Annotated in this window: 2 protein-coding genes (1 of these 2 running past the window's edge); both read right to left on the reverse strand. The window is 72.2% G+C overall.

Features of this window, described 5'->3' with window-relative positions:
• Nucleotides 1-1,942: the start of an SDR family NAD(P)-dependent oxidoreductase gene (locus E4198_RS04505; RefSeq protein ID WP_136182018.1), read on the reverse strand. 20,231 nt of this gene lie to the left of the window's left edge; 1,942 of the gene's 22,173 nt are visible here — the first part of the coding sequence; its start codon is at nt 1,940-1,942; its stop codon lies beyond the left edge, outside the window.
• Nucleotides 1,939-15,327 (reverse strand): non-ribosomal peptide synthetase, encoded by a 13,389-nt coding sequence (locus tag E4198_RS04510; protein WP_136182019.1) that lies wholly within the window; start codon nt 15,325-15,327, stop codon nt 1,939-1,941. The genes E4198_RS04505 and E4198_RS04510 overlap by 4 nt, the downstream gene beginning before the upstream one ends.
• Nucleotides 15,328-15,409 lie beyond the last annotated feature (82 nt).

Genomic DNA, 15,409 nt, shown 5'->3' on the forward strand with positions numbered 1-15,409 from the left:
GCGCGACGGGTGGCCTCAGCGGCGAGAAGCGCACGGCTTCGCGAACCGTTCCTCGGTGGCGGACCTCCGACTCCTCCGAGCGGTCGGCGGACTCGGCGAGGAGGATGCGGGCGAGCGCTTCCGCGCGGAGGCCGGTCTCGTAGCCGACGGTGCGGCACCGGAGCAGGGGGGCCTCCGCGGCCACCGTGCGGGCGAACCCGGCGAGAGCTCCCTCCGCCGGCCGGGCCCGCCCCTCTCCCTCGGTAGCGTGGAGGAACAGCAGCGCGACGACAGCGGTGGGCCGGGTGCGGGTCACCGCAGTGGCCAGGGCATGGCCCTCACGATGCGCGAGGGGTACGGGAGCGTCGTCCTCGTCCGGGGGGCCGCCCGGCGCCGCCACCCGGACGTAGGCGACGGGTGCGTCCCCTGAGCCGTCCGTCACGGCTGCGCACAGTTCGCCGAGCTGTGCGGGATCGGTGGTGTCGAGCCGGAAGTGCCGTTCGGAGACCTGTTCGTACCGCTGGGCGCGCTCGACGCGCACGATACGGTCCTCCCCGGCCAGCACCACCATCGCGTCGACGAGGCCGTCGTCCGCTCCGATCAGGACGAACGGGCCCCCGTCGGCTCCTCCCGGCGGATCCACCGGGAGCGAGGCGACTGCCCAGCAAGGGCGGTAGCAGAGTAATTCCGGTTCCGGTTCTGTCGGAGCGTTCTCCGGCCAGGGGGTCGTTGCGGGAGGCGCGGCGGAAGTGGGAGCGGGACGGTCGGCGGCGGGGTACCGTGCGTCCAGGTGGGCAGCGAGCGAGGCAACGTCGGAGAACTCGAAGAGCAGAGTCGGGTACAGCGGCGCCCTCACGTAGCCCTCGAGTTCCCTGCTCATCTCCAGCATGTGAGCGGAGTCAAGACCCATGTCGTAGAAGCCGGCCTGGACAGGGACGTCCACCGGGCGCCTTCCGAGCCGGGTGGCCACCATGTCCCGCAGGTGAGCGACGGTACCGCTCTCGGCGGGCCCGGGCATCCCGGTGTCTTCGGACGTCCCGTCCGTCCGCGTCCCCGTCGGGGCGGACGCGGCGTCGGCGCCGGGTGCGCGTGCCGTGTCCACGAGCAGTTTGCCGATGAGTTCGGGATGCCGGATGCGCTTGCAGGTGAGTTTGGTGAACTCGGCGAGAAGCCGACCCTCGTCGTCGTGCAGGGTATAGCTGTTGTGCATGACGTCGCCGCTGGGAGCCTGCGTCTCCGGCTGTGGCACGTGCGCGTGGACCGTTCCGCCGAGTGGGCGCGGCGCGCGGAAGGACTCGATGAAGACCGGTATGAACGGGTCGTCGCCGACCGGATCGACCTGGGTGAAGGCGACGATGGTGGAGCAGTCCAGCTTCGCCGGATGGAGTCGGAAGGCGCTGTCGAAACCTGCCGACCCGGCGTCGAGCGTCAGTTCGGCGAGCAGCCACGCCGGGCCGTGGTGGATCCGGCCGAAGCAGCGCATCGCGTCCCCGTGGACGATGCGCTCGACGCGCGCACGGGCGTACATGTCGTCCATGTCCGTGGTGCGGTGGGCGGACCCGCGCAAGGCCGGGACGTCGAGCGGCGGCGGCTCCGGCCGGTCGCGGAAGAGCAGCTCGGCCTCGACGTGCTGCCGGTACGGGGAAAGGGCGGAGCCGTCACGACGCCACCTGCTTTCGACGGTGACTCTACGTGCGCCCTCGTCCGGGCGCGTGACGACCACGCGGATCTCCCGTTCGTGGCCTTCGGTCGTGGCGAGTGGTTCCTGGAAGAGGACGTTGCGGAGTTCCGCGCGGGCGACGTCGAATCCCTCGGCCTGCAGGACACGCAGTACGAGGTCGAGGAACGTCACCCCGGGCATCACGGAGACGCCGTGGACGCGGTGGTTCTGCATGACGAAGTCGGAGTGCTCGACGACGAGGCGGTACTCCACCTCGGGTTCCTGACCTGTGCGCGGACTCAACACTGCTGTCCTTCCGGGCGAGAGGCGGGCACGACCCAGCGACCTGCCGAGGCGGCTGCACCGGGGCCGATGTCGAGCAGGGAGGTGGTGAGCGAGGGGCGTGAGGCGGAGTCTTCGCCCTGATGGGGACGTGCCGAGGGAATCGTGTGCGCCGGTCCGGGTGCGGACGCGGGTTCGGGTACGGACACGGATTCGCGTTCCAGCCACAGTCGGCGGCGGCGGAACTCGGGGGCCGGCAGGGGGCTCCGTGGGGCGGGGGCGGATGGTGCGGGCGACTCCGGGGATCCGACGAGGATGTGGGCGTTGGTGCCGCCCAGCCCGAAGGCGCTCACCCCGGCGATCCTCCGCCCGCCGGCCGGGGGCGTCCAGGTCCGCGGCACCCGGTTGGGGAAGAACGGCGAAGCGTCGAAATCGAAACGGGGGTTGGGGGTGTCGCAGAACAGCGTCGGCGGGATGACGCCCTCGCGCACGGCCAGGACGGCCTTGACGAGACCGGCCATCCCGGAGGCGCTCAGCAGGTGCCCCACGTTGCTCTTGGCGGAGCCGACGGCGCAGAAGCCGGTCAGGTCCGTGTCCCGCCGGAACGCCTCGGTGAGGGCCCGCAGTTCGATCGGGTCACCGATCATGGTGCCGGTGCCGTGGGCCTCGATCATGCCGATGTCCCGTGCCCGCAGGCCGCTTTCTGTGAGAGCGCGCCCGATCACCTCGGCCTGCGCCACGGGGTTCGGCGTCGTGAGACCCATGGTGCGTCCGTCGTTGTTGACGGCGACCGATTCGATCACGGCGTGCACGCGGTCGCCGTCCCGCAGGGCGGACTCCAGCGGCTTCAGGAGGACGACTGCGCATCCCTCACCCGGCACGAACCCGTCAGCATTCTCATCGAACGTCGCGCACCGTCCCACGCGGGACAGTGCGTGCGCCGCGCTGAAGTCCAGGTAGGGCTCCTCGTCGAGCAGGACGTCCACCCCTCCCGCGAGCGCCATCTCCGACTCCCCCTCGCGCAGGCTGCGGCAGGCCGCCTGCAGTGCGACCAGCGAGGAGGAACACGCGGTGTCCACGACGACATTCGGGCCGCGGAAGTCGAAGCGGTGTGCCACGCGGGCGCTGACGAAGTTCTGGTCACCGCCCATGCCGACCCCGCCCGGCAGGGTGCGGGCCCGTCGGCCGTAGCCGGTGGTGCGGGCTCCGGCGAAGACCCCCACGGCCCGGCCGGCGAGCTCCTGCTCCCGGTACCCGGCGTCCGTGAGGCAGGTGGCCGCCTCCTCGAGGAACAGCCGGATCACCGGGTCCAGCGCGACGGCCTCGGCCTCCGTCATACCGAACCAGTCGGGGTCGAAGTACTCGACGCCTTCGACGAAGCCGCCCCACTTGCTGACGCTGCGGCCGTGGGCGTACTCGGTCCGGTAGAGATCCCGCACGTCCCAACGGGAGGGGGGTACTTCGGTGACGGAGCAGCGCCCGGCGACGAGGTTGTCCCAGAATGCGGCGACGTCGGGTGCTCCCGGGAACCTGCCGGCCATGCCGATCACGGCGACGCGTCCCGACATTCCGCCGTGGTCTTCGACGGGGGGCGCACCGGTGGCAGGGGCGGGGGCCGGGCCGGAGGGGCGGGGCACGTCGGCGCGGGAGCGGACGCCGAGGGCTTCGAGGTGCGACGCCAGCTGGTGCAGTGTGGGGTGTTCGAGCAGGACTGCCGGGTCGAGGGAGGCCGCGGTGGCCTCCTCCATGCGGAAGACCAACTCGCCCAGCATGACCGACTCGACGCCCAGATCACCGAACGGGACGGTCGGGTCGAGGTCCGCCTCGTCGATGGCCAGCACCTCGGCGAACAACGGGGTGAGCCAGGCGAGAGCGTCTTCCTGCGATTCTGTCACGAGCTGCTCCACGGGCGACGGCTGCGGGACGGGGGAGCCCGAGGGGGTGTGCTGGGCACCGGACTGGAGGGCCGAGCTGCTCGGGGCGTACGGGGCCCCGGGGAGGGCGGTGGTGACATCAGCGGCGGTCGGGGCGGAGATGTCCGGGACCGCACCGGGGGTGGAGGGCGCCGTGCCAGGGCGCGCGAGCCGCCCCGGCGCGAGGGGCTCCTCATGCGTGGGATCGGCGCCCAGAAGGGCGTCCGGCGAAACGAGCTCGCTGTCCAGGGGTGGGCAGACGACGACGCGTGACACGTCCGGCGGCAGCGTCAGGAGGCGCTCGAGCAGCCGGAGCCCCTCCTCCTCACTCAGGGAACCCACCCCGGCGGGAGCGCAACCGTCCGGGTGGTCCGCTCCCATGCCGTTCTGGCTCCAGGTGGGCCAGTTGACCGAACGAAGTCCCGGCAGCCCCAGGGCGCGGTGCTCCGCGAAGTAGTCGAGAAAGGCGTTCGCGGCCGCGTAGTCGGACACGCCCCTCGCGAGAAGGGGGGACACGGCGGAGAGGGAGGAGAACAGCACGAAGAAGTCGAGTTCGTCGGAAGCGCAGAGCCGGGCGAGCGTCTCCACACCCTCCGCCTTCGGTTCCATCACGGCCCTCACGTCGGCGACGGACTTGCCGGCGAAGGAAGGAGTGCCGAGCGGCCCCCTCCCGGCGCAGTGCAGCACACCTCCCAGCGGACCGAGCTCGTCCCGTACACGGTCGAGAAACGCGCGGCTCCGCCCGATGTCGGCGAGGGAACCCGCGTGCAGGAGAACGTGAGCCCCCGCCGCTTCCAGATCCCTGACGAGTGCCGCCACAGCGCCGTCGCGCGAGTCGGGGTCGAGCGAGGACCACTGGGCCCTCGGCGGCACCGGCCGGTGACCGGTGAGCGCTACGAGGCGGGCTCCGCGCCGCACCAGCCGTCGTGCGGCAGCCGCACCGATCCCCCCGGTACCGCCCGTCACCAGGTAGGCGCGGTGCGGGTCGAGCTCCACAGGTCGCGCGGGGCTCGCAGGTAGGGCCACGAGTCGCCGGCGCCGTCGCACCTCGCCGTCGTGGCACACCTCGGTGAGACCGTCCCCGGCGAGCATTTCAGCGTGTATCAGCCGGGCGGCCCGCTCCGGATGGGTCCCCCCTGCCGGGACATCGACGACGGTGGCGGAGACCCGAGCGTTCTCGGCACCCAGCATCCTGACGAATCCCGCCATGCGAGCGCCGTCGAGCGCGGGGCCGGTGTCCGGCACCCGGTGGAGTCCCTCCGTCACGAGGAGGACGCGCAGGTCGTGTCCGCGCCGCACGCGCACCAACCGTTGCAGTAGCCGCAGACGCGCTGTCCACGGCGCGGAATCGTCGGCCCGCTGTCCCCCTGCGGCGTCGCACAGGTCGACCAGCGCGGCGACGTCACCCGCTCCGTCCGCTCCGTCCGCGCACCGGGCCGCGATACGGTCGGCCGCCGACTCGTCGTCCAGGATGTCGCCCCCCAGCGCGGCGCCCGTCCCGTGCAGCACCAGTGTGACGCGGTGGCTTCCGAGTCGTACGGCGAGGGCGCGGGCCAGTGCTTCGGTCCGGTGGGTGAAGACGCACACCACGCGCCCGGTGAGCGCCCCCACGCCCGGAGGGAGGGCCTCGGGCGTCCAGACGGACGTGTAGAGAGCCGGTCCGTGGAGTGTCGGGGACGGCTCCGCCTCAACGGAACGGCGCCGCTGCGGGTCGCCGAGGTGAGCGGCGGCCGTGCCCGGTGATGGTCCCGGTCTGCCGGGCTCCTCCGGCCCGTCCTGTGCCGGGGCGGGCAGCCAGTAGCGGTCGCGCAGGAACGGGTAGGACGGCAGTGAGACGAGCCGCCGCCGCTCGGCGTGGAGGGCGTCCCAGGTGACGTCGCCGCCCGCGACCCAGTGGACGGCCACGCGGCGCAGTTCCGCCAGCCGGTCCTTCCCGGGGCGAGGGGCGGCGCAGACGCCGACCGGGCGCGCATCACCGGGGACACGTCCCCGCAGCACCTCCTCCGGGGTCCTGCCCGCTGCGACCTCGTCGAGCAGCTCGAGGAGGCGTTCCTCCTGGGCGACCACGACGGCGAGCCGCTCCCGCAGCCCTTCCCTGCCCACCTGGAGTGTGTAGGCCACCTCCGGGAGTGCGGCGCGTTCGCCCGCCGCTTCGTCGGTCCGCAGCCGCTCGGCCAGGCGCCGTGCCACCTCGCGGAGGCGGTGAGGGTGAGTGGCCGACAGCACGATCAGCTGAGGATCGGGTTCCGACCCTCCTGGGCGAGGCGGTGACCCGTCGGGGGCAGGCACGTGCTCCTCGACGACGACGTGGACGTTGGCTCCTCCGGCGCCGAAGGAGCTGAGACCGGCCCGTCTGGGCGCGGCAGCGCCGTCCGCTGTGACCGGGGCGTGCCACGGCTCCGCCTCCCGCACGACGCGGAAGGGCGAAGTCTCCCAGTCCACCGCCGGGTTCAGCTCTCTGGAGTGCAGCGACGGCGCGAGGCGACGGTGGCGCATCTGCAGGATGACCTTGGTGAGGCCAGCGATGCCCGCGGCGGCCTCCGGGTGGCCGATGTTCGACTTCACCGACCCTATGGCGCAGGAGCCCGGCGGCAGATGGGCGTCGGCGAACGCCGTGGTCAGACCGCTGATCTCGATGGGGTCACCCAGCCGGGTGCCGGTGCCGTGGGCTTCCAGGTAGCCGATCGTGCTCGGGTCCACCCCCGACTCCCGTACGGCGCGGAGTACGAGTTCCGCCTGCGCCGCGGGGTTGGGGACCATGTAGCCGGTGGTGCGGCCGCCGTGGTTCACGGACGTTCCGCGGATGACCGCGTGGATGCGGTCGCCGTCGGCGAGGGCCGCCCCCAGCGGCCTGAGTAGCAGCGCGCCAACCCCCTCCGCCGGGGCGAACCCGTCACCGTCCGCGCCGAAGCTGCGGCAGCGGTGGTCGCTGGAGGTCATGCCCAGCCGCGCCTGCTGACGGAATTTGTGCGGGTGCAGGGACAGGTTGACCCCGCCCACCACGGCTGCCGAGCACTCGCCGCGCCGTAGGCTCTGCGCGGCGAGGTGCAGCGCGGTGAGGGACGAGGAGCACATGGTGTCGACGGCCATGCTGGGGCCGCTCAGGTCGAGCAGGTACGACACCCGGTTCGCGATGCCGGCGACCGCCGACCCGGTGTCCTCGGGTTCGCCGGACAGGGAGCGCTCGACGCCGAAGAAGGGGTACTCGTTGTACATCGTCCCGGCGAAAACACCCACCCGGGAGCCGATGCGCTCCCGCAGGCGGGCACGGCTGTAACCGCCGTCCTCCAGGGCCTCCCAGACGACTTCCAGGAACAAGCGCTCCTGCGGATCCATCAGCCGGGCGTCACGAGGCGTGATCCCGAAGAACAGGGGATCGAAGCGGTCCACGCCGTCCAGGAACCCGCCGTGCATGAGCTGGGCTCCACAGGCCGCGACGGGACGGTCCGGGGGGACGGGGGTCACACAGTCCCTGCCCTGCTCCAAGTTCCGCCAGAACTCGCGCAGATCGGGCGCCTGCGGGTAGCGCCCGGCGAGACCGACGACGGCCAGGGGCTCCGCCTCCGGTGTCCCGCCGTGGGCAGGGGGTGCGGCGCTCACGGCCGGGGCGGGAGGAGCGGGCACCGCTGGACCGGCTGCCGCGGCAGCGGGCTTTCCGTCAGCAGGTTCCCCGGCGGCGGACTCCCCACTGTTCTCGGTCCACGGCCCGTCGTGCAGTCGCACCAGATGGTCGGCGACGCCGGCGAGGTCGCGGTACTCGTAGAACACCGTTTGCGTCACGGGACCGACCTCCGCCTGCAACCGGGCGTTGAGCCGGGAGACGAGCAGCGAGGTGAGTCCGTACTGCTCAAGCGGCACCTGCGGATGGAGTCGTTCGGCGGGGATGCCGCTCGCCTCGGCGTACAGGTCCGTCAGGTACCGCTCGGCACGGCGTAACGCCTGTTCCCCGGCGGCGGAGGCGGGTTCCGCTTCCGGCGGCAACGGGGCGGCGTCGGGAGCAGGGCTGCTGTTTGCGGGCGGGCCGAACCGGTGGCGGTCCCCGGCGAACACGTGGCCGGGGAGGGTGACGCGCCGCCCGGGGACGGGCCACATACGGGCCCAGTCCACCTCGTGACCGCGCAACCACTGGTCCACGACCCGGGCGGGGTCACCGTCGGCAGCCCCCGCTGCGGGGTCGGCGACGCCCGTCCGCAGGTCGGAACCGGCCTGCCCGTCGAGGAAGCGGCCAAGGCCGGCGACCGCCCCGGGCAGGGTCCGGGCGGTCAGGGCAAGCCGGTGGGCGTGAGGTACTCGCCCGGTCTGCAGGGTCCAGGCGACATCCGGGAGGTTCAGGTTCGCGGCGTGCGTGGTCAGGTGGTCACACAGCGTTCGTGCGGCGGTGGCGAGGCGCTCGCGGGTGTCGGCGGAGAGCAGCAGGAGCCGGCGGGTGTCGGGGCCTCCGGCATCGTGGTCGAACGTCGCGGACTCGGGGACCGCGTCCGCCGCCTGCTCGCGGTCGGGGGGACGGGACGTCAGGATCGCATGACCGTACGAGCCGGTGGCCCCGACAGCATTGACGAGAGCGGTGCGACGGCCGTCTGCCGCCTTCTCCGTCCAGGGGCGGCCGCGGTCCACCACCTCGACGGGGAGAGCGGCCCAGTCGACGAGGTCGTTGCGGCGGCGGGCGACCGTGGTGGGTGCGATGGTGCCGTGACGCATCTGGAGGAGGACCTTGATGACCTGGGAGAGGCCCGAGGCCGCCTCCAGGTGCCCGATGTTGGGTTTGAGGGTACCGACGGGGAGGCGCGGTGCGTCGCCGGACGTCGCGAAGACCTCGCTGAGGGCCTCCAGTTCGGCGACGTCCGCGATGCCGGATCCGGCGGCCGCGCACTCCACGTAGTCGATGTCCCCGGGGGCTGAGCCCGCCTCGGCGAGGGCTCGCGAGAGCGAGTCGGCGAGCCGCTCGGCACGGGGCGCACCGTAGCGGGGGGCCCGTCCGACGTGGGACATCCGGGTGCCTTCCACGAGTCCGTGGACGACGTCGCCCGCGTCTGTGGCCGCTGCCGCGGGGCGCAGCAACAACGCTGCTACGCCTTCGCCCGGGTACCAGCCCGACCCGTCGGCGGGGAAGGCTTCCGGAGTGCCGGACGTCGCGAGCAGTTCCATGCCCTCCAGGAGTCCCCAGTGGTAGGGGTGCGCGAGCAGGTTGGCCGCCCCGACGACGGCCGCCCCGCATTCGCCTCGCCGCAGGCTCTCCACCGCCAGGTGGAGGGCGGCCAGGGAGGACGCGCATGAGGTGTCGACGGCCATGCTGGGGCCTTGGAAGTCGAAGAAGTGGGAGATCCTGTTGGGGACGTCGGACGCGGTCGCCGGTGTCCGTGCCGGGCCTCCGTCGGCCCAGTGGTCGGCACCGCGCAGCCGGTGGTCCTGCCACATCGTGCCGATGAACACTCCGACCCGCCCGGCCGACAGGCGCAGCGACTCGGCTGTGTGCCCGGCGTCCTCCAGGCACCTCCACACCGCCTCCAGCAGGAGCCGGGCCTGCGGGTCCACGAAGGGCGCCTCCGCCGGCGAGACGTGGAAGAGCAGGCTTTCAAACCGGTCGATGCCGTCGAGGAAGCCACCGCGGGGACGTGTTCCTCCCCGCGCGACCTCACCGCGGGAGGGAGGCACAGGCCCGACGGCGGACCTTCCGGAGGCCAGATTGTCCCAGAAGGTGTCCAGGTCGTCCGCTCCCGGGAAGCGACCCGCCATGCCGATCACGGCCATCGGTTCCGGCGCGGCGGGGAGCTGCGGCCACGGCCCGGTCTGTACGGCGGCCACGGTGCCCACCGGTGTCGTCGCGGGGCGGCCGAACGGGGGGCGCAGCCCTGCCGCGGAGCTGGAGGCGTGGGACGCGGCACCGCCGAGGAATGCCTGGAGGAAGACGTGTCCCTCGTCGAGCCCCAGGGATGTGGCCAGCCCCTCGAAGGAGAGCGCGCCGATCGGGCACAGGCCGACACCGGCCGCCGCCTGTCCCATCATCAGCAGCTGCCCCATGTGGCCCGCTTCCAGGGTGAGGTAGCGAAGACTCTCCTCGCCGTACAACGGTTCGATGCCGGGGCGTCGGCCGACGAGGTAGATGCCGAAGCGGGAGCGGTCGAACACCTCCCGGTTGTAGACGAAGTGGCCACTGCGCAGGGCGCGTTGGACAGGGTCGATCCGGCGCAGCACGTGCTCGGACGGGTCGTAGTGGTAGAGCCCCTCATCGATGCCGGTGACGGCGTCAGCCGTCAGATGGAGGTAGGTCTGCACCGCGTACGTGTCCCCGGCCGAGGGGTGCAGCCGGCGCCTTCCCGACGCGGTGGGGGCGTCCCGGAGAAGGCTGAGCAGGCGGCAGAAGTCGGCATGCGGTACGGGCCGGTCGAGGAAGTCACGGCGGCTGGCCCGCCAGGCGTAGAGCTCCTCATCGAAGGGCTCGGCGTTCAGGGGCACGACGGGCTCACCGGGACGGGCGGGTCGGCTGTTCCAGCGTCCGGCCTTGAAGCGGGCACGCTCCTCCGGCGAGAAGAAGTCCACGGGTCCCGGCCCGTCCTCCCGCGAGCCGCTGTGCGGCGCCCGGACCGGCGGCTGTTCACCGTCCTCCGGGCGCTCGTCGTCGCCCCGGCCTTCGGACGTCGAAGATTCGGCAGGTCGAGCGACGGCGGCCACTTCGTCCGTCGCCCCCCGGTGCAGTCGGCTTGCGATGGCGGTGACGTATGGCTTGTCGAGCAGGGCCGACACCGGTATCCGCTGGTGGTGGCGGCGTTGCAGGGTGCCCGAAACCTGCACCATGGTGAAGGAGGTGGCCCCCTGATCCCACAGGTCGGCCTCGGGGTCCACCTGGGGCACGCCGAGGGCGTCGGCGAAGAGACCCGCTATTTCGTCGCGCAGTTCATCGAGTGACGGGCCCGCGGATGCCGCAGCGATGCGGGTATCCGCCACCGTGCCTGGCTCGTCCCCGTGCGACTCGTCCGGAGGAGCGTCCCCTGGCGCCTCGCCCGACGCGGCCGGCACGGCCCGTTCGCCCGGCTCCGGCGGCCCGGGGACCGGCCACGGCAGGGCTTGGCGATCCAGCTTGCCGTTCGCCGTGGCGGGGAAGGAGCGCAGGTAGCCGAAGAAGTTCGGGACCATGTAGTCGGGCAGCGCGGCTGCAGCATGAGCCCGCAGCGCGCGCGGGGCGGGTGCCGCACCGCGGGGGACGACGTAAGCGACGAGCGTACGTTCCTCCCCTTCCCCGCGGCTGACGACCACGACGTCCTTGACCGCGTCGTGGAGCCGCAGGCGGTGCTCGATCTCTCCCAGCTCCACGCGGAAGCCGCGGATCTTGACCTGGCCGTCCGCCCGGCCGTGGAGGCACAGGTTGCCGTCAGGGAAATACGACGCCCGGTCCCCCGTCCGGTACAGCCGCTCGGCCGGGTCGTCGTGGAACGGGTCCGGGAGGAACCTCTCGCTGGTCAGCTCCGGTTGGTTCACGTAGCCGAGCGCGAGACACTCGCCGCCGATGTACAGGTCGCCCTCGACGCCCACCGGGCAGGGCTGCATTGAGTCGTCCAGGACGTGGTAGCGGCAGTTGTCCAAGGGCCTGCCGTACGGGATGCTGCGCCACTCCGGGTCGATGTCGCGGATGGGGAACCAGTTCGACCAGACGGTCGCCTCGGTCGCGCCGCCGAGGCTGACCAGATCGGCCCGTGGAAACGCGGCACGCACGTCGCCGGGGAGCGAGAGGGGAGTGAAGTCGCCGCTGAGGAACACCAGGCGCAGGGTCTCGGTGCCGGCGCTGCCATGGTGGTCGGCGAGCAGCGGAGCGATCTGGGCCAGCGTGGTGGGTGCCGAGTTCCAGAAGGTGACGGGCTCGCTCAGGAGAACGTCGAGCAGCAGCGCGGGGTCGCGCTGCTGCTCCTCGTCGGCGATGTACAGCCCGGCACCGTATCCGAGCAGACCGAAGACGTCGAAGACGGACAGGTCGAACCCGAGCGAGGTCACGCAGAGGCCGAGGTCCGAGGCGTCGAAGGCGAAGGTGCGCCGAGCCCAGTCGAGCAGGTTGAGGACCGGCCGGTGCGCGACAGCCACGCCCTTGGGGCGTCCGGTGCTGCCCGAAGTGAAGATGATGTACGCGGTCTGGTGTGGTTCGGCCACCGGTTCGGGATCGGAGCTGTCGGCCTCCGGGTCTGCGGGCAGTTCGTCGGCGCGTACCTCGGCCACGCCGTCCGGCGGCAGCCACCCCCGCCGGTCGGAGGTGGTGACCACGGTCGCGCACCCGGCCTCTTCCAGGACGACGGCGGCACGTTCGGCGGGAAGCCCTGGTTCGATGGGGAGGTAGACGCCGCCGGCCTTGAGGACGCCGAGGACCGCGGCGACCATCAGGGGGCCGCGGGGGAGGCTCACCGCCACCACCGTCTCGGGGCCGACGTCCCTACTGCGAAGCTCTCGAGCGAGACGATTGGCCCGCTGGTTCACCTCGCGGAAGGTCATGCTGCCACCGCGCCAGCGCAGCGCGACAGCCTCCGAGGTGAGACGGGCACGTTCCTCGAAGGCGGTGTGGATGAGCCGATCGCCGTCGAACTCGTGCGCGGTGTCGTTCCATTCGTGCAGGATCACCCGGCGTTCCTCCTCGGTGAGGGGCGCCGGCCCTTCAACCGCCGGAGAGTCCCACTCCTCCTCGGTGACGAGGTGCTGCACCGCAGCGCCGTAGGCGGAGAACCACTCCTGCAGGTCGGCCTCGTCGAAGTCGGATTGCCGGACGTCCCAGCAGTAGTGGAGCGTTCCGTCGTCCTCCACGGTCGTGATGCAGTCGAGGGAGACGTTGGGTGTGCAGGTGCGCCACTCCCCCTGTCGGACACCGTCCGGCAGGGGGTCGCCGGTCAGGTCGAGGACGGACGTGTAGACGACGGGGTGGCCCGTCTCTCCCGTCGCCGTCCGGCGGCGCAGCTGCGCCAGACCGCTGGTCGGTACCGCCGCGTCGCTCGTGAGGGCTGTGAGGTGGGCACGGGCCCGCTCGGTGAACGGCAGGTCGCCCGACGGACGCGCCAGCCAGCTGAGCGCCGTGAACTCCCCGGGGCGGTACGCCGCGTCGGGACCGTCCCAGCGCACCACCGGTACCGCGAAATCCCCGTCGTGGTACAGGGAGAGGATGTCCGTGAACGCGGTGAGGAGTGCGGCGTCCGGTGTCAGGCCGTGCCGTGCGGCGCGGTCGGTGAAGGCGGTCCAACCGGCGACGCGGCCCTGCAGGCGGATCCGTCGGGGTTCGGCTCCGTCGTCCGCCGGGCCGCCAAGTACCGGCCCGGACGGCAAGCCGGCGAGGGCCTGCTCCCAGTGGGCGCGCCATTCGCTCTGCTCGGGGGCCGCGCGACGATCGCGGAGGGCCCTGAGGTGCCGCTCGTACGGTTCGCCGGTCTCCGGGGTGCTCTGGGGCCGGGCGTACAGCCGCATCAGCGAGCGCCCCAGAGCGTGGATGCTGACCGCGTCCGCGAGTGTGAGGTCCAGGCACAGGTGGACGGTGTCGTGGTCCTCGCCCCGGGTGAGGCGAAGGTCCCACTGCGGCCGGCGTGCGGGTGGGAAAGGCGTCGCCATCATCGCCTCCCTGGTCTCTTCGACGCTCGCGCCCTCGATGACCGGGATCGTCCACTCCTCGGGGGCCCACGCGGAGACGTCGACGGCACCGTCCAGGGTGACCGCGGAGCGGAGGACGTCGTGGGCGGCCGCGAGACGCACGAGTGCGGCTTCGAGCCGCACCAGGTCGACAGTTCCGGGCACTTCGTAGGAGACGTACACCTGACAACCGCTCCAGGTCTGTCGCTCCGCGGTACGACGGGCCACGTAGTAGGCTTGCTGGAGCTCGTTGAGCGGGCGTCGTTCGCGTTCGTTCGAGTCACCCGCGAGGGTCCGCAGGGCGTTGCGGAACGCTGCGAACGCCGCGTCCGGGACGCCCGGCAGGAGCATCGCGTCAGCGACGTCCCAACGCAGTTCCAGCCCGCCGGATCGCTCCCACATCTGGTGGTCCAGCCACACACCGCTCGTCTGGCTGGTGGCGTACACCAAGGCGTCGGCGAAGCCCCGCTCGCGCTGCGGGGCGGCGGCGTCGAGCATGCTGGTGAAGACCACGGGGGAGGCATCCGCGCCTCGGCCGCGCAGGGCGCGCCGGGCCGTGACGCCGCAGACCGCGGAGTGTTCCAGCGCGTTCCACAACTCCTGATGGGTCTGCCGTGCCGCTTCCTCCAGGGTGAGTTCGTTGGGAAGGACGGCCTCCACCGCGACCGTGCTCGTGAAGGGCCCGACGAGTTGGTCGGCGCCCGACGGCAGGAGGGTGCGTCGGCTAGTGGTGATGGTGACGGAGAACGGCTCAAACGCCCCGCATCGGGCCAGCGCCTCGGTGAAGAGGGTCAGCACCAGCGAGGTGGGGGTGACGCCGAACGCGGCGGCGCGCCGGCGCACGGCGCTCCACTCCGCGGGTGTCAGCCGGTCGGAGCGCGCGCGGCGTCGCAGCCCGGGGGCACCCGGCGGGCGTGGCGCGACGTCGTCCCGCACCACGGCGGGGGGCCCGGGGAGTTCGGCCAGCCGGGACGTCCAGTGGGCGAGCGCCCGACGGTGGCCGGCGGTGTGCGTGCGGTCGGCGAGTGCGACCAGGCAGTCCCGTGCTGTGTACGGAGGCGAGGGGAGGACCTGATCGAGGTCCTCGTACAGGGCCTTCCACTGGGCGGCCAGCAGGTCCAACCCGGCTCCGTCAGTGATGAGAGCGTCGATGCTCCAGTGCACCCGGGCGTGCCCGTCGGCGCGGCGCGTCACCTCGACAGCGAAGAGCACGGAGGCGTCGGAACCGAAACAGGCGTGGGACATCCTTGCGCGGGTGCGGGCCGCGCGGAGGTCGAAGTCGTCGGGCTCCGCGGCCGGGTCCGGTTCCGAGACGGGAATCTCCCAGCGGGGCCCCACGGTGAGGATCTGCTGCCTGCCGTCGTCGGTGCGTGCGGACCGGAGCATTTCGTGGTGCTCGATCAGACGCTGCCAGGCGGCGCGGAGTCGGCCCGTGTCGAGCGCGGGCACGTCGAACTCACGATAGAGGTGGCAGCCGACGGGGTCGTCCGTGAGCTCGGGCGTGCGGCCGGCAAGGTACGCCTGCTGGAGCGGGGTGAGCGGGAAGGGGTCCGACGCCCGGGCAGGGTCGGCGGTCACGGTCACCAAGTGGCCGCCCGTCTCGCCCGCCGACCCTTCCTGTTCGGCAAGTTCTGCCGCCCTCGCCCCGAACTCGCCGAGTGTGGCTGCCTCCGTGAACCAGCCGAGGGGTGTTTCGATGCCGAAGTCTTCCTGCAGCGCGAGCCAGAGACGGGCAGTCGTCATCGAGTCGAGTCCCAGGCCCTTCAGTTGCGTGTCTGGGGTGACGGCTGTCTCGCCGGGCCGCAACCCGGTCAGCAACCGGCTGAGCGTCTCCCCTATACGCACTGGCAGGGGGTCGTCTGCCCGCGTGTGCTCGCCGGGCTCAGGACCGGATGCGACCGCCATGTGTCGTACTCCCCCAGGTGGAAGTGTCTGCCTTGCTCCGACGCAAGCAGCATAGAAAGACAAAACCCGTCTATTCGCTCAG

Source organism: Streptomyces sp. RKND-216 (assembly GCF_004795255.1).
In the GTDB taxonomy this organism is placed as follows: Bacteria; Actinomycetota; Actinomycetes; order Streptomycetales; family Streptomycetaceae; genus Streptomyces; species Streptomyces hazeniae.

Excerpts from the sequence above, each read along its gene's own strand:
- E4198_RS04510 (WP_136182019.1), bottom strand. The coding sequence starts at position 15,327 with ATGGCGGTCGCATCCGGTCCTGAGCCCGGCGAGCACACGCGGGCAGAC.